General features: G+C 61.4%; 16 protein-coding genes and 2 tRNA genes. 15 read left to right on the top strand and 3 right to left on the bottom strand.

All coding sequences use genetic code 11. The features are described 5' to 3' along the window. Positions 1-7: 7 nt before the first annotated feature. Together ACED88_RS08985 and ndk are read left to right on the top strand one after the other, a co-directional pair. A complete protein-coding gene (locus ACED88_RS08985) occupies positions 8-445 on the top strand; it encodes a DUF4233 domain-containing protein (RefSeq protein ID WP_449109426.1) in 438 nt (145 codons plus the stop codon). 58 nt (positions 446-503) lie between these two features. Continuing rightward, positions 504-920, top strand: a complete 417-nt coding sequence (gene ndk, locus ACED88_RS08980; RefSeq protein ID WP_237186160.1) for a nucleoside-diphosphate kinase — start codon at positions 504-506, stop codon at positions 918-920. A 79-nt stretch (positions 921-999) separates the two neighbouring features. Here ndk and ACED88_RS08975 read toward each other — a convergent pair whose 3' ends face one another. After that, positions 1,000-1,626 (bottom strand): vitamin K epoxide reductase family protein, encoded by a 627-nt coding sequence (locus tag ACED88_RS08975; protein ID WP_431464618.1) that lies wholly within the window; start codon positions 1,624-1,626, stop codon positions 1,000-1,002. A 530-nt stretch (positions 1,627-2,156) separates the two neighbouring features. Between ACED88_RS08975 and ACED88_RS08970 the strand changes: the two genes are divergently transcribed. The 12 genes from ACED88_RS08970 (at position 2,157) to ACED88_RS08915 (ending at position 14,243) form a co-directional block, all read left to right on the top strand. Next, positions 2,157-5,303, top strand: coding sequence for an Rne/Rng family ribonuclease (locus ACED88_RS08970; RefSeq protein WP_449109396.1), 3,147 nt, complete (start codon positions 2,157-2,159; stop codon positions 5,301-5,303). A 386-nt stretch (positions 5,304-5,689) separates the two neighbouring features. Continuing rightward, complete coding sequence (gene rplU / locus ACED88_RS08965; protein ID WP_135013897.1) at positions 5,690-6,001, top strand: 50S ribosomal protein L21; 312 nt, start codon at positions 5,690-5,692, stop codon at positions 5,999-6,001. A gap of 53 nt (positions 6,002-6,054) precedes the next feature. Next, positions 6,055-6,312 carry a 50S ribosomal protein L27 gene (gene rpmA, locus ACED88_RS08960; RefSeq protein ID WP_135013898.1) on the top strand — a complete coding sequence of 86 codons (258 nt, stop codon included), beginning with the start codon at positions 6,055-6,057 and terminating at the stop codon, positions 6,310-6,312. A 172-nt stretch (positions 6,313-6,484) separates the two neighbouring features. After that, positions 6,485-8,092 (top strand): GTPase ObgE, encoded by a 1,608-nt coding sequence (gene obgE / locus ACED88_RS08955; RefSeq protein ID WP_449109395.1) that lies wholly within the window; start codon positions 6,485-6,487, stop codon positions 8,090-8,092. A 215-nt stretch (positions 8,093-8,307) separates the two neighbouring features. Beyond that, a complete protein-coding gene (gene proB, locus ACED88_RS08950; protein WP_237206654.1) occupies positions 8,308-9,417 on the top strand; it encodes a glutamate 5-kinase in 1,110 nt (369 codons plus the stop codon). A 95-nt stretch (positions 9,418-9,512) separates the two neighbouring features. Beyond that, a complete protein-coding gene (locus ACED88_RS08945; RefSeq protein ID WP_449109394.1) occupies positions 9,513-10,796 on the top strand; it encodes a glutamate-5-semialdehyde dehydrogenase in 1,284 nt (427 codons plus the stop codon). A 134-nt stretch (positions 10,797-10,930) separates the two neighbouring features. After that, on the top strand, positions 10,931-11,179 hold the full coding sequence (locus tag ACED88_RS08940; RefSeq protein ID WP_449109393.1) for a hypothetical protein: 249 nt from the start codon (positions 10,931-10,933) through the stop codon (positions 11,177-11,179). 101 nt (positions 11,180-11,280) lie between these two features. Continuing rightward, positions 11,281-11,976, top strand: coding sequence for a nicotinate-nucleotide adenylyltransferase (gene nadD, locus ACED88_RS08935; protein ID WP_449109392.1), 696 nt, complete (start codon positions 11,281-11,283; stop codon positions 11,974-11,976). A 92-nt stretch (positions 11,977-12,068) separates the two neighbouring features. After that, positions 12,069-13,280, top strand: a complete 1,212-nt coding sequence (locus ACED88_RS08930) for a hypothetical protein (protein WP_449109391.1) — start codon at positions 12,069-12,071, stop codon at positions 13,278-13,280. A 59-nt stretch (positions 13,281-13,339) separates the two neighbouring features. Further along, positions 13,340-13,792 (top strand): ribosome silencing factor, encoded by a 453-nt coding sequence (rsfS, locus tag ACED88_RS08925; protein WP_237199378.1) that lies wholly within the window; start codon positions 13,340-13,342, stop codon positions 13,790-13,792. A gap of 301 nt (positions 13,793-14,093) precedes the next feature. Beyond that, a tRNA-Ala gene (locus tag ACED88_RS08920) sits at positions 14,094-14,166 on the top strand. A gap of 1 nt (position 14,167) precedes the next feature. After that, a tRNA-Ala gene (locus ACED88_RS08915) sits at positions 14,168-14,243 on the top strand. Between the two features lie 79 nt (positions 14,244-14,322). On the opposite strand, the gene ACED88_RS08910 is transcribed toward ACED88_RS08915, so the two are convergent. Together ACED88_RS08910 and ACED88_RS08905 are read right to left on the bottom strand one after the other, a co-directional pair. Continuing rightward, positions 14,323-15,111: a TatD family hydrolase gene (locus ACED88_RS08910; protein WP_449109390.1), complete on the bottom strand. Its 789-nt coding sequence runs from the start codon at positions 15,109-15,111 to the stop codon at positions 14,323-14,325. Between the two features lies 1 nt (position 15,112). Further along, entirely contained in the window at positions 15,113-15,916 is an 804-nt protein-coding gene (locus ACED88_RS08905) for a tRNA threonylcarbamoyladenosine dehydratase (RefSeq protein WP_449109389.1), read from the bottom strand. A gap of 122 nt (positions 15,917-16,038) precedes the next feature. Here ACED88_RS08905 and ACED88_RS08900 point away from each other — a divergent pair, with 122 nt between their 5' ends. Then, complete coding sequence (locus tag ACED88_RS08900; RefSeq protein ID WP_449109388.1) at positions 16,039-16,200, top strand: hypothetical protein; 162 nt, start codon at positions 16,039-16,041, stop codon at positions 16,198-16,200. The last annotated feature ends 96 nt before the right edge of the window (positions 16,201-16,296 follow it).

Here is a 16,296-nt window from a genome sequence, read left to right as displayed (position 1 = left end):
AGAGATGATGGCGAGAATGACGCGCGCCCAGCGCGAATGGCGCCCGGGCCAGCCGATAAAGCAGCGCTCTATCAAGGTCATGTTTACCTCGATGGTGCTCTCGCTCGAAGCCCTGGTTGCCTTCTTTGCAACCCTGGCAATTTTTGGCCACCACTTCAACGACCCCACCTGGGTCAAGGTAGTCATTTGGGTACTGGGTCTAGCTCTGGTAGCGGCCCTGCTAGCCACCCCGGCCTTCCTGAAGAAGCCCTGGGGCTACCACCTGGGCTACGGTCTGCAGGCTGCCCTGATTCTGGTTGGTTTTGCCCTGCCCTCCATGTTCTTTGTGGGAGCGGCTTTTGCTGTGGCCTACTGGTACGGGGTGACGCGCGGTGCCCGCCTGGACGCCGAGAACGCCGTCCGCGCCAAAGAGCAGGAGGAATGGGAGAAGGCTAACCCCGCCTAGCGGGCTGTCTGGTAGGGTAAGGGTGAAAACTCACCCTGACCTATCAAAGGAGATTGTCATGACCGAGCGTACCCTGATTCTGGTCAAGCCCGACGGTGTGGAGCGTAACCTCACCGGCCAGGTGCTGGCCCGTTTTGAGCGTAAGGGCTACCGCATTGCTGAGTTGAAGATGCTGGTTCCCTCCCGCGAGCTGCTCGAGCAGCACTATGCGGAACACGAGGGTAAGCCCTTCTACGAGCCCCTGGTGTCTTACATGGGCTCAGGCCCCGTGGTTGCTCTCGTACTTGAGGGCAACGGCGTGCTTGAGGGCGCCCGTACTCTCATGGGATCTTCCAACCCCACCACCGCTGCCCCCGGAACCATCCGCGGTGACTTTGGTCGCGACTGGGGCGAGAGCGTGCAGAAGAACCTGGTTCACGGTTCAGACTCAGCAGAATCAGCAGACCGCGAAATCGCGCTCTGGTTCGGTGCCTAAAAAGACCTGCCGCTCAGCAGACTAAAAAAGGCCGGGGCCCTCGTACTGAGGGCCCCGGCCTTTTGCGGTGGGGAGGGGTTTAGAACATTCCCATAATCACATCGAAGAAGCGGATGAAGATAATGCCGAAGATCAAGATATAGACCAGGATGATAGAGAACCAGGTCCAGTTGGGGGCCGCCTGACGGATGCTCTCAGAGGTCGGGATAACCCCTGCATGGATGTTGCGGGTGGTGACCTTCACGAAGATTGCGGTTTGCATAATCCACACCACCATGCAGAAGAGGCAGAGGGCGTTGATGTCGAAGGTGGTGTTGTACCAGAGCCAGAGCACAAAGGCCATGGCCAGGGTGTGACCCACCTGCATGGCGACCCAGTACCAGCGGGCGAAGGACGCCCCGGCAATCAGAGCGGTAGAGATAGTCAGCACGATAGCGTAACCGGCGATACCGATAAAGGGGTTGGGGAAGCCAAAGGCTTCTGCCTGCCAGGTGCGCATGACGGTGCCGCAGTTGAGCAGGGCGTTGATATCGCAGACCGACCGGTGGGCGCCGTCCATATAAATCTGAAGTCGCTCGTAGACCAGCATGGCGGCGGCTCCGAAGGCCAGCAGGCCGGGAATGAGGGTGAACCAGCCGAGCCTGCGATCGAGCTGGGCCTGGCTGATACCGCTCTCAGTATCGGGGGTGTTCACGGGGGTAGACACAGTGAATCCTTAGGCTGTATAAAACTTTCTTTCCCCATACTACGGGGCAGGCTCCAAGCCCGCCCGGTTTTGCGGGGTGGGGGCAGGTTTTCTTTACTAAGTTCCCAGGTAAGGACGCCCGGGGCGAGCTGGCTGGGACAGGGCGGCCCGGTGCGGGGTGAGTTCGGTTCTAGATGGGGTGAAAATAGCGCGGGTGTGAGAGAATGGGTGTGGTAGTGTGCCGCCCGCACGCGGTAGCGCTACCCAGCAGGCACCCCGAAACGGCCGGTGACGCACTGCCTACCCGCAGGCGTCCTTACCGTCAAGCCCCATCAAGTGCAGCCCTAGCGCTGCCTCGGGTTGTTGCCGCTGGCCCGGTTCCCCTCGGTATGGAGCACAGAAGCCTTGACCTGCCGAGTACGCCAAGGAGCTCACGGTTGAGCCGGGTAGCCAAGGATTTCGGCGGACCACCCCTTAGGGTAGGGACCGTCGACTACAGGCAAGACCACTGGTGCGGCAGGGGCATACGAACACAAGGAGAGTGAACGCTGATGAGCAGCGAACAGTCCGAGGTTGTAGAAAACCTCGAAGAAACCCAGGCTGCAGAAGCTACCGCAGCCGCTGAACAGGTTGCCGAAGTAAGCACCGAGGTGGAAGAGACTCAGGCCAAGGGCCCCGAAGCGAAGGCCGTTGTACAGGCTGAAGAAACCGAGTCTGCCGAAGAAGCCACAGAAGAGGCAGCAGAAACTGAGGCAGAGCCTGCAGAAGCTGAAACAGAAGAAGTCCCCGCCGAAACCGCTGAAGAGCCTGCCGCTCCTCAGAAGAGCCTGCGTGAGCTCAAGGAGGAAGAGCTAGCCCAGGTCAACGCGGCGGTGAGCTCAAACAATCTGCTCTTCTACTCGCCCAACATGGACGAAATCATGGAGCAGCTGCGGGCCGAAAAGGAAGCCCGCCGTGAGGCCGAAGAAGCTGAGCGCCGTGAGCGCCGCCTGGCTGACCTTGACCCCGAAATCACCTCCCACCGCCGCCGTCGTCGCCGCCGCGGTGACGCCGACCTCGAATTTGAAGGCGGTACCGAGGGCGACCCCGAGGACACCATTGTTAAGGTGCGCGCCCCCCGACTGTCTGACTCCCACAGCACCAACCGGGTTACCGGCGTCCGCGGCTCAACCCGCCTGGAAGCCAAGCGCATCCGTCGCCGCGAAACCCGCGCCACCGGCCGCCGCCGCCAGATCATTACCGAAGCTGAGTTCCTGGCTCGCCGCGAGTCCGTCGACCGCCAGATGCTGGTCCGCCAGAAGGACGACCGCATCCAGATTGGCGTGCTCGAAGACGGCGTTTTGGCCGAGCACTTTGTGTCCAAGACCCAGCAGGACTCCCTGATTGGCAACGTCTACCTGGGCAAGGTCCAGAATGTTCTGCCCTCCATGGAAGCTGCCTTCGTCGACATTGGCCGCGGCCGCAACGCCGTGCTCTACGCCGGTGAAGTGAACTGGGACGTCACCGGCCTCGACGGCGCCCCCCGCAAGATTGAAAACGCCCTCAAAGCAGGCGACTCGGTACTGGTGCAGGTCACCAAAGACCCCGTCGGCCACAAGGGTGCCCGCCTGACCAGCCAGGTCTCCCTGCCCGGCCGTTACCTGGTCTACGTGCCCGGTGGCTCCATGACCGGTATCTCCCGCAAGCTGCCCGACGTTGAGCGTCAGCGCCTGAAGAAGATCCTCAAGGACCGTCTGCCCGAGGACGCCGGCGTCATCGTCCGCACCGCCGCAGAAGGTGCCAGCGAAGAAGAGCTGAGCAACGATATCAACCGTCTGCGCGTGCAGTGGGAAGAAATCAAGGCCAAGAGTGAATCCCGCAAGGTGCTGGCCCCCGAACTGCTCTACCAGGAACCCGACCTGACCATCAAGACCGTGCGCGATGTCTTCAACGAAGACTTCACCTCCATGATGGTACAGGGCACCGACGCCTGGGACTCCATCGAAGCCTACGTCACCTACGTTGCTCCCGATCTGCTGGACCGCCTGAAGAAGTGGGAAGAGGACGACGACCTCTTTGACCACTACCGCATCGAAGAGCAGCTGGCCAAGGCTCTAGACCGCAAGGTTTACCTGCCCTCCGGCGGCTCCCTGGTCATCGACCGCACCGAAGCCATGACCGTGGTGGACGTGAACACCGGCAAGTTCACCGGCTCCGGCGGCAACCTCGAAGAAACCGTCACCAAGAACAACCTCGAAGCAGCCGAAGAAATCGTGCGCCAGCTGCGCCTGCGCGACATCGGCGGCATCGTGGTCATCGACTTCATCGACATGGTGCTCGAATCTAACCGCGACCTGGTACTCCGCCGCCTGGTAGAGTGCCTGGGCCGTGACCGCACCAAGCACCAGGTTGCCGAAGTAACCTCCCTGGGCCTGGTGCAGATGACCCGCAAGCGCATGGGCACCGGCCTGCTCGAAGTCTTCTCAGAGCCCTGTGAAGCCTGCGCCGGTCGCGGCATTCTCGTGCACGACCAGCCCCTGAAGGGCCGCTCCGGCGGCGCTAGCGATTTCATCCACCGTGCCGAACGCGATGACCGCAAGCGCTACCGCAACCAGAAGACCCAGAACCGCCGCGACTTCACCGAGGTTAACGAAGAGACCGAGCAGAAGACCGAGGCCCGCAAGGCTGCCCTGGCCAACATTGTTGCCGCCAGCGCCCACCACGAGGACGAGCAGGGTGAGACCGAGTCTAAGTCAGCCCGCAAGCGTAAGCGCCGCAAGCGCAACCGCCGCGCCGAGGCCGGCCTGGAGCTGGAGAACCAGCAGAACCAGGACCAGGACGCCCGCGGCGAGCAGGTGCTCACCATCGGCGACGAGGTCATTGAGCTGCCCACCGGGGCGGACGCCGACACCGAAGAGAGCATGGGGGAGCAGGGCTCCTTCACCCTCGAATCCCTGGCTGCCGTCTTTGACTCCGATGCTGAGAACGAGACCGAAGGGTCTTCCGAGGAACGCTCAAAGGGCCGTCACCAGTCCAAGCGCCGGGGCGGTAAGAAGCGCGAAGAGATTTCAGCAGATGACTTCTCAGCCAACTCCGACGCGTCTATGGACGTAGACCCCGAAGCTGACTCCCGCTTCACCCAGAACTCATCCCGACTCGACGCCATCCGCGCAGGCGAAGCCCGCGCCCGAGCCTCCCAGAAGGCCGGACGCGACTACGAACCCCGCGACGGCGAAGAATCAACTACCTCAGGTGAGCGCTCTGGCCGTAACGACCGAGTCGGCCGTGCAGACCGCACCGACCGCCGCGGCACCCGCAACCAGGACGAGTCAGGCAAGGGCCGCACCCGCAAGCCCCGCCGCGCCTCAAGCTCCGACGTCAAGTACGTCGCCCCCATCGAGGTCGCAGCAGACCCGGCCGTCACCGGCGTAGCCACCCCCGGCAAGAAGGTCGAAGCACCCAGCGAAACCCCCGCCGAAGCGTCCGCACCCTCAGCTGCCGCAAGCGAAGCGCCCCGCAAGAAGCGCCGCTCCCGCCGCGCCGTCAGCTCAGGTGCCGGCTCCACCGAAGTGCGCACCGAAGAGGTCAAGGCCGCAACCGGTAGCTCCGTAGTCGCCAGCATCGACCAGGCTACTAAGCCCGCCGCATCCAGCGATGACGCCCCCGTCATGCTCGGCGTCGGCGTCTCAGCTGCAGATATCAAGCGTGTAGGTAACTAAAGATCCGGGGAATGAAAGGCCCCTGCGCCGACTAACCTTCTTGCTGATTCGCTGGCGCTCATAAGCAATTCATGCCAGACCCAGCCAGTCGGCTTCGGGGCCTTCATCTCCCCGGATCCTGAGGGGTTCACCACATATCTTGCTCAGCACCGACTCACCACGTAAACTGGTGAGTCGGTGCTGTTTCCACAAGCAAGCGTTAGCGTGGACTCAGCTAGGCATATTCCACCAGGGATAAGGCCACACCATCTCAAAACGACAGAACCTGAAACCGCCCGGTACGTACTGAGCAAACCGGGTCACCACCTTGCTGTTGAGCCCGAGTTCCTTTCAGGAAGACCCGTTTTGAACCATTAAAATGACGTCAAGAAGAAGTGAGTTCCCAAGTGGCATACGCAATTGTCCGCGCTGGCGGCCGCCAGGAAAAGGTCTCAGTTGGAGACCTGGTTACCCTTGACCGCGTCGCTGGCGAGCCCGGTAGCACCATTGAGCTGCCCGTGCTGATGCTGGTTGACGGCGACAAGGTCACCGTTGATGCAAAGTCCCTGGCTTCAGCCAAGGTCACCGCAGAAAAGATCGAAGACCTCCGCGGTCCCAAGATCGTTATTCAGAAGTACAAGAACAAGACCGGTTACAAGAAGCGTCAGGGCTTCCGCGCCGAACTGACCACCGTTAAGATCACCGCGATTAACGCATAAGTTCAGCTTAGACTGGTTTTATCCCAACATTCTTTGACCTAAGGTAGGCATCAATGGCACATAAGAAGGGCGCAAGCTCCACCCGTAACGGCCGTGACTCAAACCCCCAGTACCTCGGTGTTAAGCGCTACGGCGGCGAGACCGTCAACGCAGGCGAAATCCTCGTTCGTCAGCGCGGCACCCACTTCCACCCCGGCAACAACGTAGGCCGCGGTGGCGACGACACCCTGTTCGCTCTGGCAGCAGGCAAGGTCGAATTCGGTACCCGCAAGGGCCGCAAGGTAGTCAACATCCTTGCAGCCGCTGAGTAAGGTCTAAACACCTCACCTCAGTAGAAGGGCGATTACGGGGCAACTCGTAATCGCCCTTTTGCGTACCTCACCTACGCAAAGCCGCCCAAGGAGCGTCCGGCCACAGACCGGCACCGGGGCGACCCTGTAGACTAGATAACCAAACCAAACTTTTTTGAAGGAGCTTGCACTCGTGGCAGAATTTGTAGATCGCGTGGTCCTACACGTAACCGGTGGGCACGGTGGGCACGGCTGTGTCTCGGTTCGCCGTGAGAAGTTTAAGCCCCTCGGCGGCCCCAACGGCGGTAACGGCGGCAAGGGCGGCGACGTCATCCTACGCGTCGATGCCCAGACCACCACCCTGCTCGAATACCACCACAGCCCCCACCAGAGCGCCCCCAACGGCGACATCGGCCGCGGCGATATGTCCCACGGCTTCAACGGCCAGGATCTGATCCTGCCCGTTCCCCAGGGCACCGTCGTCAAGGATCGCGACGGTAACGTCCTGGCCGACCTGGTTCGCATTGGCGATGAATTCGTCGCAGCAGAAGGCGGTATCGGCGGTAAGGGCAACGCAGCCCTAGCTTCCACCAAGCGCAAGGCCCCCGGCTTTGCCCTGCTCGGTATTCCAGGCTCCACCCGCGATATTGTGCTGGAACTCAAGTCTATTGCCGATGTCGCGCTGGTGGGCTACCCCTCAGCCGGTAAGTCCTCCCTCATTGCAGCAATTTCTGCGGCCCGCCCCAAGATTGCTGACTACCCCTTCACCACCCTGATTCCCAACCTGGGTGTGGTGCAGGCGGGCGATACCCGCTACACCGTAGCCGATGTTCCCGGCCTGATTGAAGGTGCCTCCGAAGGTAAGGGCCTGGGCCACCGCTTCCTGCGCCACGTGGAGCGCTCCAGCGCCCTGGTGCACGTCATTGACTGCGCTACCCTAGAGCCCAACCGCGACCCCATCAGCGACTTCGACGTGATTCGTGGGGAACTTGAAAACTACGAGGTTGACCCCACCGCCGGCGTCACTGTGCCCCTCAACGAGCGCCCCCAGATTATCGTGCTCAACAAGATTGACGTGCCCGAAGCGCGCGAGCTGGCTGAGTTCGTCCGCCCCATGTTTGAAGAGCGCGGCTACCGGGTCTTTGAAATCTCAACCGCCTCCCACGAGGGTCTCAAGCAGCTGACCTTCGCCATGGCAGAGCTCGTTGAAGCAGACCGTAAGGCCCGCAAGAAGAGCAAGAGCGCCCCCGTAGAAGACGTTGCTGTGGTCAAGCCCAAGGGCTTCCGCTCCAAGAAGCGCCAGGAATTCATCATCCGCAAGGAAGAGCGCAACCTTGAGCCCCTCTTCCGCGTCATTGGTGAGAAGCCTGAGCGCTGGATCAAGCAGACCGACTTCAACAACGACGAAGCCGTGGGCTATCTGGCTGACCGCCTCAACCGCCTGGGCGTTGAAGATGAGCTCTTCAAGGCCGGTGCCGTTGCCGGTGATGCCGTGGTGATCGGTGAAGAAGTGGACGCCGTGGTCTTTGACTGGGAGCCCACCATGGTCGGCGGCGCCGAGCTGCTCTCATCCCCGCGCGGTACCGATGCCCGTCTTGAGGAAATCATTCGCCCCACCCGTGCCCAGCGCAAGGCTGAGTTCCACGAGCGTATGGACGCCAAGGCTGAGGCTCGTGCCGAGCTTGAGGCTGAGCGCGTGGCGGGTATCTGGACCGAGTCTGTCGACGAGGCCCGCGCCGCTAAGGCCAAGGCAGCTAAGGCTGAAAAGCGAGCTGCCAAGCGGGCGGCCGAGGAAGAGTAGGCCGGGGTAGGAGCACCTTCCGCGCCCCAACCGTATTCCACTATGCGTTAGAAGCCGCTTCGGGGCGTGTCCCCGGGGCGGCTTTGCTGTATATTCATAGAAGCTAAAGTTAACACTTTAAGGGAGCTAATCAATTGGATTTGAAGGACGCCTTCCAGGCCAGTGCCGAGTCACGCGGCAAGCACCGCCGCAGCCCCATCATCGAACGCTCCGACATGCCACGGGCCAAACGGATTGTGGTGAAGGTAGGCTCTTCCTCCCTGACCTCCATCGAGAACTCCCTGGACGAGCTGGCTATCGCCACTATCTCCGATGTGCTGGCGAAGAAGAAAAAAGAGCACCCCTCTATCGAGCTGGTCTTTGTGTCCTCGGGTGCTATTGCTGCCGGCCTTGCCCCGCTGGGCCTATCGCGCCGTCCTAAAGATTTGGCAACCCAGCAGGCGGCGGCGTCCGTCGGCCAGTCCCTGTTGATGAGCCGCTACACCGATATCTTTACCCGCTACGGCGTTACCGTCTCCCAGGTGCTGCTGACCGCCGAAGACCTCATGGCCCGAGACCGCTACCAGAACGCCCACCGCCAGCTAGAGCGTCTTCTTGATCTGGGGGTCATGCCCATTATCAACGAGAACGATGCGGTAGCTACCCGCGAAATCCGCTTCGGCGATAACGACCGTATCGCGGCCCTCGTGGCCCACACCGTCAAAGCCGACGCCCTGCTTCTACTCTCTGATGTGGATGCCCTCTACACCCGCCACCCCGATCAGGGTGGCGAGCGCGTGAGCAGCGTGCGTAACGAAGCTGACCTGGCTGGCCTGTCGATTGGGTCGGTGGGATCTGCCGGTGTGGGTTCTGGTGGAATGGTGACGAAGGTGAAGGCTGCCCAGGTGGCTGCGGCGTCCGGAATTCCCGCCCTGGTGACGAGCGCGGCTCACGCCCGCGCCGCCTTTGCCGGTGAGGACGTCGGCACCTGGTTCTACGCCACCGGCGAGCGCCGTCCGGTGCAGACCCTCTGGCTGGAGCACCTGGCCGATATAGAGGGCTCAATTACCGTGGACGCGGGCGCTGCCGCCGCCCTGCGCCGCCGTCGTTCTTTGCTAGCAGCCGGTGTGCTGGGGGTTCAGGGCTCCTTTGAGGGCGGTAGCCCCGTGGCGATTGTTGACGAGGGTGGCGAAGTGCTGGCTCATGCCCTGAGTTCTTATACTGCCGGTGAGACCGCCCAGATGGTGGGTCTGCACACCGAGCAGATTCAGCGCACCATGGGGGAGACCTACGACGGTACGGTAGCGCACGCCGATAATATTGCGCTGGTGGCCCCCTCCCTGTAGTAATCACCGGCCCCCAGTAATACTGGGCCCTTGCGCGGGTGCGCCGGTAGGATAGTTTCAAGGTTGTTTAACCCCCTATACATAAGGAGATGCTCATGGGCGAGCAGGTACACGTGAGTGACGATGTGATGCGGCAGGTCACCGATATGGCGGTGGACGCCCGTATCGCCTCCCGGCGTCTGGCCAAGGCCGATACCCGCTGGAAGAACCGGGCTTTGCTGGCTGTTGCCGATTCACTCGAAAAGCATTCGACGGTGATTATCGAGCAGAACGCCCAGGATCTTGAACGGGAGCGGGAAGCCGGTATGAGCGAGGCCATGCTGGACCGCCTGCGTTTGACCGAGCACCGGGTGGTTGAGCTTGCGGACGCCCTACGCGAGCTGGTTGCCCTACCCGACCCGGTGGGGGAGCTGGTGCGCGGTTCAACCCTGCCGAACGGCCTGCGGATGCAGCAGGTACGGGTGCCCCTGGGCGTGGTGGGCGCTATCTATGAGGCCCGCCCCAACGTAACGGTTGATATCGCTGGCCTAGCTATTAAGGCCGGTAATGCGGTGATGCTGCGCGGCGGCTCAGCTGCTGCCAAGAGCAACCAGGTGGTTGTTCGTATTATCCGCGATGCCCTGCACGCTACCGGCCTGCCCATTGACTCGGTGCAGTCGGTGGACGAGTTTGGCCGTGAGGGCGCTGCAGCCCTGATGCTGGCTCGCGGGCATATCGATGTGCTGATTCCGCGAGGCGGTCGCAGCCTGATTCAGTCGGTGGTGCAGAACGCTAAGGTGCCGGTGATTGAGACCGGTGAGGGCAACTGCCACATCTTCCTCGACGTCACCGCTGATCCGGCAAAGTCCGCGGAGATTCTGGTCAACGCCAAGACCCAGCGGCCCGGTACCTGCAATACCGTAGAAACCCTGCTCCTGGCCGAGGGCGCGAAAGCCGCCCCGGGCGTCCTTGCGGCCCTGGCTAAGGCGGGGGTAACCCTGCATGCGGACGCCGCCACCCGCGCCATCCTGCCCGAGGGCGTAGATGCGGTAGAGGCAACCGAGGAAGACTGGGCCACCGAGTACGGCTCCCTGGACTTGGCTGTTAAGACCGTGCCCGATGTGCGCGCCGCTATTGCCCATATTCGTGAATACTCCACCGGCCACTCCGAGGCGATTCTGACCAACGATATCGCCAACGCCGAGAAGTTTATTCGCGACGTTGACTCCGCGGCAGTGTACGTGAACGCCTCGACCCGGTTTACGGACGGCGGCCAGTTCGGCCTGGGCGCTGAGGTCGGCATCTCGACCCAGAAACTGCACGCCCGCGGCCCCATGGGCCTAGAACAGCTCACCACCACCAAGTGGATTGTGCGCGGCGACTGGCACAGCCGCGACTAAAAGCAGAAAAATCGCACCTGCCACCGGGTAAAGTCCCGCTCATAGAGCGCGAAACCCGGTAGCATGGTAATAAACCCATACTTTGACCGCACTGGCGCGGCCACACACCGCCCAGCCTCGAAAGGTACACACACATGTTTTCATCTGTACTTGCATCAGGCGCCACCGTACTTGCCTCAGAAGAAGGTAGCCACCAGCTCGAACTGCTCGGTATGCCCACCTACTGGTTCGCCATCATCGGCTTCATTGTCTTCGGCCTGCTCTTCCTGATTACCATCTCATTCTCAGGCCGCGGCGTTGTACGCCCTGACCACGCAGCAGACCACCTCTCCCACGAAGAGACCGAGGCCCTGCGCGACTACCAGAGCAAGCACAAGCGCTAAACTTTTCTCCACCACACTTCGGCGCGGTGCCCGCACCACCCCGGTAACCGGGGGGGCGGGCCCGCGCCGAAGCCGTACATACAAAAGCGAGCAGGAGACCCGTGATTCGTCCCGCCCATGAAATCCGACGTGAGCTCGGTATCCCCGAACCCGATCCCGCCACCACCCGCGTGGGGGTCATGGGTGGCACCTTCGACCCCATTCACCACGGGCACCTGGTTGCGGCCAGCGAAGTCGCTGCTGTGCTGAGCCTCGACGAAGTAATTTTCGTGCCCACTGGCAACCCCTGGCAGAAGGCCAACAAGCAGGTCACCGCCCCTGAGCACCGCTACCTGATGACGGTGATTGCCACCGCTTCCAACCCCCGCTTCACCGTGAGCCGGGTCGATATTGATCGCCAGGGCCCCACCTTCACCATCGACACCCTCACCGACCTGCGCGCCGAGCGCCCCAACGACGAGCTCTTCTTTATCACCGGTGCCGATGCCATGAGCCAAATTACCACCTGGAAAGACGCCCACAAGATGTGGGACCTTGCCACCTTCGTGGCGGTCACCCGCCCCGGCCACGAACTAACCGTGCCCGAAGAAGCGCAGGGGCGCGTCCGCGTCATTGAGATTCCGGCCATGGCGATCTCATCGACCGACATCCGCGACCGGGCCCGCAATGACCTGCCTGTCTGGTACCTGGTGCCCGACGGGGTAGTGCAGTACATCAATAAATACAGCCTCTACACCGGCGACGACACCGGCACCCAGGGCGGCGGCTACGTAGCTGGCCTGCCCCGGCTGAAATAAAACCAAAGACCACCTCAGCTAAGAACCTTCACCACCTGTCTGGCTTGGTAGCATTAACCACAAGAACCAGGCATCCCACTCAAGGAAACACTGTGAGCACACGACCCGATCAGGCCGCGGACGGCCAGAACGACGAGACACCCGCCTACCTCACCGAAAGTTACACCACTGAGGACGGGCTAGAAATCCCGCCCCCGACCCGACCCATGGGCCCGCGCCGTCTGAGCCGCTACTACGAAGAGGTCGCTGAATACCTGCGCGCCCTGCAGCGGGGGGATGAAGAGCTGCCCGAGGTGCCCATGTTTATGGGGGCCGTCGAGGGCGTAGAGGTAGAGCAGGACGCCGCCCGCTCCCTGGTTGACCTGTCGCAGATGGGCAGCATCAGCACCGGTGAGGGCGAGAAACTCGACGTAGATTTCGATAACACCCGCGCCACCGTGGTTGAAGACCCCCTGGCCCACATTGATCAGCAGGTTCTCGGCGCCGACTACTCTGAGCCGGCTGAAGCTACCGAGCAGGTAGACTTCGCCGCTGCCGCCGGCGAAATCACCGGTGAAAGTGACTTCGTGAGCGTTGATGAGCTGCAGGCAGAAGAGCCTGAAGCTACTGAAGAAACGAGTGACGCGGCAGCTGATGAGAGCCCCGAGGCAGAAGAGCCTGAGGCCGAGGAACCCGTCGTCACCACAAACCCTGAGGCAATTGCCGCTATCATCGCCCGCGCCCAGGCCAAGGACGATGAATATAGGGCAACCCACCCCGAAGAAGAAGCCCAAGCGGAGCTCGCCGAAGACACCCAGGGCGGGCCCGTCACCGAACTCTTTACCGCCGGCCAGCACACCCCGGACCTGCCCGCCCCCGTCCGCGCGGTTGATGCCCAGGGCCTTGACCTTACCGAAATCGACAGCGCCGATGTGACTGACCCAGCCGCCAGCACCCTAGCCAGTGACAGCACCGGTGCGGTAGACTCTGATAGTTCTGAAGAAACTGCCGAGGCACCCGAAGGGTACACCTACGAGCCACAGGCAGAAGAGGACGAAGAGACCACCGAGTCTGCACCTGAGACCCCGGCGGTGGCCCCCGGCCCCGACCAGGAAGAAGACGCTCAGCGCTTCAACTTCGCAGGCACCGTCAAACAGACGGACGAAGCCCCCTCCGGCGACCTTGCCGAAGTGGAACAAGAAGCAGCAGCAACCTACAGCCCAGAAACATCAGAGGGGCGATCCACCGGCGCAATCGTAGCCGTCGTGGGCCTCCTGCTTCTCGTGCTTGTGCTGGCTACCGTGTGGTTCCTTTTCTTCAGTTAAAGATTTAGTTGAATGAGACCCCAAAAGGTTTGGGGAATGATTTGCTCGGAAAGGGCGAAATGACTGCAGCTGCAGAGTCTATTGAAGCGTTGAAGGTAGCCGCACGCGCGGCCGACGACATGCAGGGAACCAACCTGCTGGCCGTCGACGCTTCTGACATTATGGGTTTGATCGACGGCTTCCTGGTCGTCTCAGCCCACAACGAACGCCTGGTCAACGCAATTGTTGACGAGGTTGAAGATAAGCTCCGTGAAGAACTGGGCCTCAAGCCCCTGCGCCGCGAAGGCCGCGCAGAAGGCCGCTGGGTACTCCTGGACTTCGGCGACATTGTAGTGCACGTACAGCACGAAGAAGACCGCGCCTTCTACGCCCTCGACCGCCTCTGGGGCGACGCCCCCCGCATCGACCTGGGCCTGGAAAGCGAAGCCGGTGCCGTCGATACTGAAGGCGCCGAAGCTGACTTTGAGATCATCACTCCCGAAGCGGATCTGATGAACCAGCGCGAAGACTAGAAACTCAGTCTAAGAGGGGTTGCACAGGCTCGCGCTTGCTGCCGACCCTCTCGCTGGTTCGCTTCGCTCACAACCGATTCACGCCAGCCCCGGTGCCAGCAGCTTCGCTGCGAGCCTGCTCCACCCAACTTCCCTGCGTTAGGGGAGTAGGGTGGGGCGTCCTTTTGTGGACAGAGGTTGAACAGTCCATGAATATTATGTGATGCAGTTCATGGGTGCTGGTGGGTTCTCGATTTGCATGAGCCCTTGTGGGTGCCATAAGATAGAACAGTCGCCGCGAGAGCGGGGAATAAGTGAATAAGGGGCTATGGCGCAGTTGGTAGCGCGTCTGCATGGCATGCAGAAGGTCAGGGGTTCGAATCCCCTTAGCTCCACGGGGGTATGGCGCAGTTGGTAGCGCGTCTGCATGGCATGCAGAAGGTCAGGGGTTCGAATCCCCTTACCTCCACCACTCAGGTCTCGGTAACAGCTTGTTGCCGAGACTTTTTTGTGCCCCGAGAAAACCTGGGCCATAAGCCAGGGCAGGGGTACTAAAGAGAATAGAGCCGCCTCTGGTTCTCCCGCAGAATCGGTAGAAAGTCTACGCCGCGCTCAGCCGAAATGCCCTCGACAAGTCGGCGCAGGCGTCCGCCCACCTCTTGCGCAAAGAACTGGACGTCAAGCGAGTCGGTGGGCTGCTCGGGTAGGTCCGTTTCCAGAAGCAGGCGGTCTGCGGGCACCTGGCGGATGTAGGCCCGTCCGCGCTTGCTCTCAACCATCTGCGGATGAACCGAAATACACCCACCTGCCCGCACCAGCCGGGTCAGCTCATCGCTGGTGCCCCCAAAGCGGTGAATCACCGGCACGACAGGTGCGCCAGGTAGAGCAAGCTCCTCGAAAAGATCAAGCATGGCTGTTGTTGCACGGACGGCGTGCAGGGACAGCACATAGGGCTTCTGCTCTGTTTGCCCGGCGGCTGCCTCACTTACCATACTCAGAAGACTGCCCAGGGCCCCCAGCTGCAGGTCGGCAGGGGATACCTCCAGGCGGCGGGGCGAAAAATCTAGCCCAATTTCACCAATGAACCGGCAGCTGGCTACCTCAGCCTCAAAAACCTCCAGCTCAGCCTCAACTTGGGCTGGTGAGACCATCCACCAGGGGTGAAAACCAAGAGAGAGCAAGGGCCCAGCCGGGTCAGTTACCTGCCGAAGTTCCCGGTAAGCTGATGGCAAGAGGGTCTGGGCAATAACCTGGACGCCCTGGGCCCGCAGCGCTTCGTCAAACGCTGACCGAAGCGCCGGGGCCAGGAAGTCATAGTGAAAGTGGGTATCAAGCAGCATACTAGCGGGGCTGAGGCAGGTGCTGACCTGCGGCGTCCTTCTCTCCCGCCTGGGAACCCAGGTAGGGAGGTGCCGGAATCTTTTCCATACCGGCCAGCTGACGAATCACCTTACCCGCCAACATCTGCCCCATAATCGGGGGCATGTAGCTCATGGAACCCAGGGTCTCACCCTTGGCCTTAGCGCCCGGGGCCTTCTCCACCTTGAAGGGCAGCTCGGTGGAAAAGAGCACCTCAAGCCCGTAAATCTGACGCTTGCGGCACTCAGACCGAATCACCTTAGACATTGAACAGTTGTAGGTGCGGCGGATATTAGCGAACTGCAGCATGGTCGGGTCAAGACGATTCGCAGCACCCATGGAGGCCACCAGGTTCAGGCCCCGCTCAGCAGCCCACTGGTAGACGGCCAGCTTCTGGGTGATGGTGTCGATGCAGTCAATGACGTAGTCGGGGCGGGGGAACTTATCCAGGGTCTCAGCCAGGTTATCGGGGGTGAGGAAGACCCGCTCAGCGGTGACGGTGCAGTCGGGCTGGATCTCCTTAATCATGCCCTCCATGACCTCGGCCTTAACCTTGCCCAGGGTGGAGGTAAAGGCCAGGGCTTGCCGGTTGATGTTGCTTTCTTCCACGACGTCGCGGTCCAGCACAATCAGGTTGCCCACACCGCCGCGGGCCAGAGCCTCAGCACAGGCCGAACCAACGCCGCCAAGACCCAGCACCATGACGGTGGAGTCCTGAAGTTTCTGCAGGCCCTCGTTCTTAAAAAGTAGCCTCAACCGGGCAAAACGTTCGCTCTCAACACCCACGGGGTCTCCTCGGAAAGTCAGTGTGTCTAACCTGGTCATTATGCCACACGGGCGGGGTCAGGGCGTGTGCCTGATGGGTTGAGGTCTTGAGCTGCAGATAACCCAGTCGGTAGGATTGAGGTATGACCACCAACCAATCATCTGTTGTTCAAACTGACGTGGAACAGGTGGCAGCTGTAGACCTTGCCGATGAATACGCTAGAGCTCATCGAGAATGGGCAGAGTCTGGTGAAGAAGATGTGTGGGTCAGACTTCAGGAAACGGCCTTGTCTGAGACAGAGTGACGTCTGTAAATACTAGATTATGAGGCTTATTCAAAAGTCCCACCCGCAGCCAAAAACACCAACCCCCGCACCACCGCAAACACCCGCCCATACAAC

This window comes from Rothia sp. 11273D007AR (genome assembly GCF_053547255.1).
The sequence above is the reverse complement of the archived record's forward strand: the minus strand, read 5'-3'. Positions and strand labels throughout refer to the sequence as shown.

Excerpts from the sequence above, each read along its gene's own strand:
- ACED88_RS08985 (WP_449109426.1), top strand. The coding sequence starts at position 8 with ATGGCGAGAATGACGCGCGCCCAGCGCGAATGGCGCCCGGGCCAGCCG.
- ACED88_RS08900 (WP_449109388.1), top strand. The coding sequence starts at position 16,039 with ATGACCACCAACCAATCATCTGTTGTTCAAACTGACGTGGAACAGGTG.
- ACED88_RS08970 (WP_449109396.1), top strand. The coding sequence starts at position 2,157 with ATGAGCAGCGAACAGTCCGAGGTTGTAGAAAACCTCGAAGAAACCCAG.
- ACED88_RS08910 (WP_449109390.1), bottom strand. The coding sequence starts at position 15,111 with ATGCTGCTTGATACCCACTTTCACTATGACTTCCTGGCCCCGGCGCTT.
- ACED88_RS08945 (WP_449109394.1), top strand. The coding sequence starts at position 9,513 with ATGGGCGAGCAGGTACACGTGAGTGACGATGTGATGCGGCAGGTCACC.
- ACED88_RS08940 (WP_449109393.1), top strand. The coding sequence starts at position 10,931 with ATGTTTTCATCTGTACTTGCATCAGGCGCCACCGTACTTGCCTCAGAA.
- ndk (WP_237186160.1), top strand. The coding sequence starts at position 504 with ATGACCGAGCGTACCCTGATTCTGGTCAAGCCCGACGGTGTGGAGCGT.
- rpmA (WP_135013898.1), top strand. The coding sequence starts at position 6,055 with ATGGCACATAAGAAGGGCGCAAGCTCCACCCGTAACGGCCGTGACTCA.
- proB (WP_237206654.1), top strand. The coding sequence starts at position 8,308 with ATGCCACGGGCCAAACGGATTGTGGTGAAGGTAGGCTCTTCCTCCCTG.
- rsfS (WP_237199378.1), top strand. The coding sequence starts at position 13,340 with ATGACTGCAGCTGCAGAGTCTATTGAAGCGTTGAAGGTAGCCGCACGC.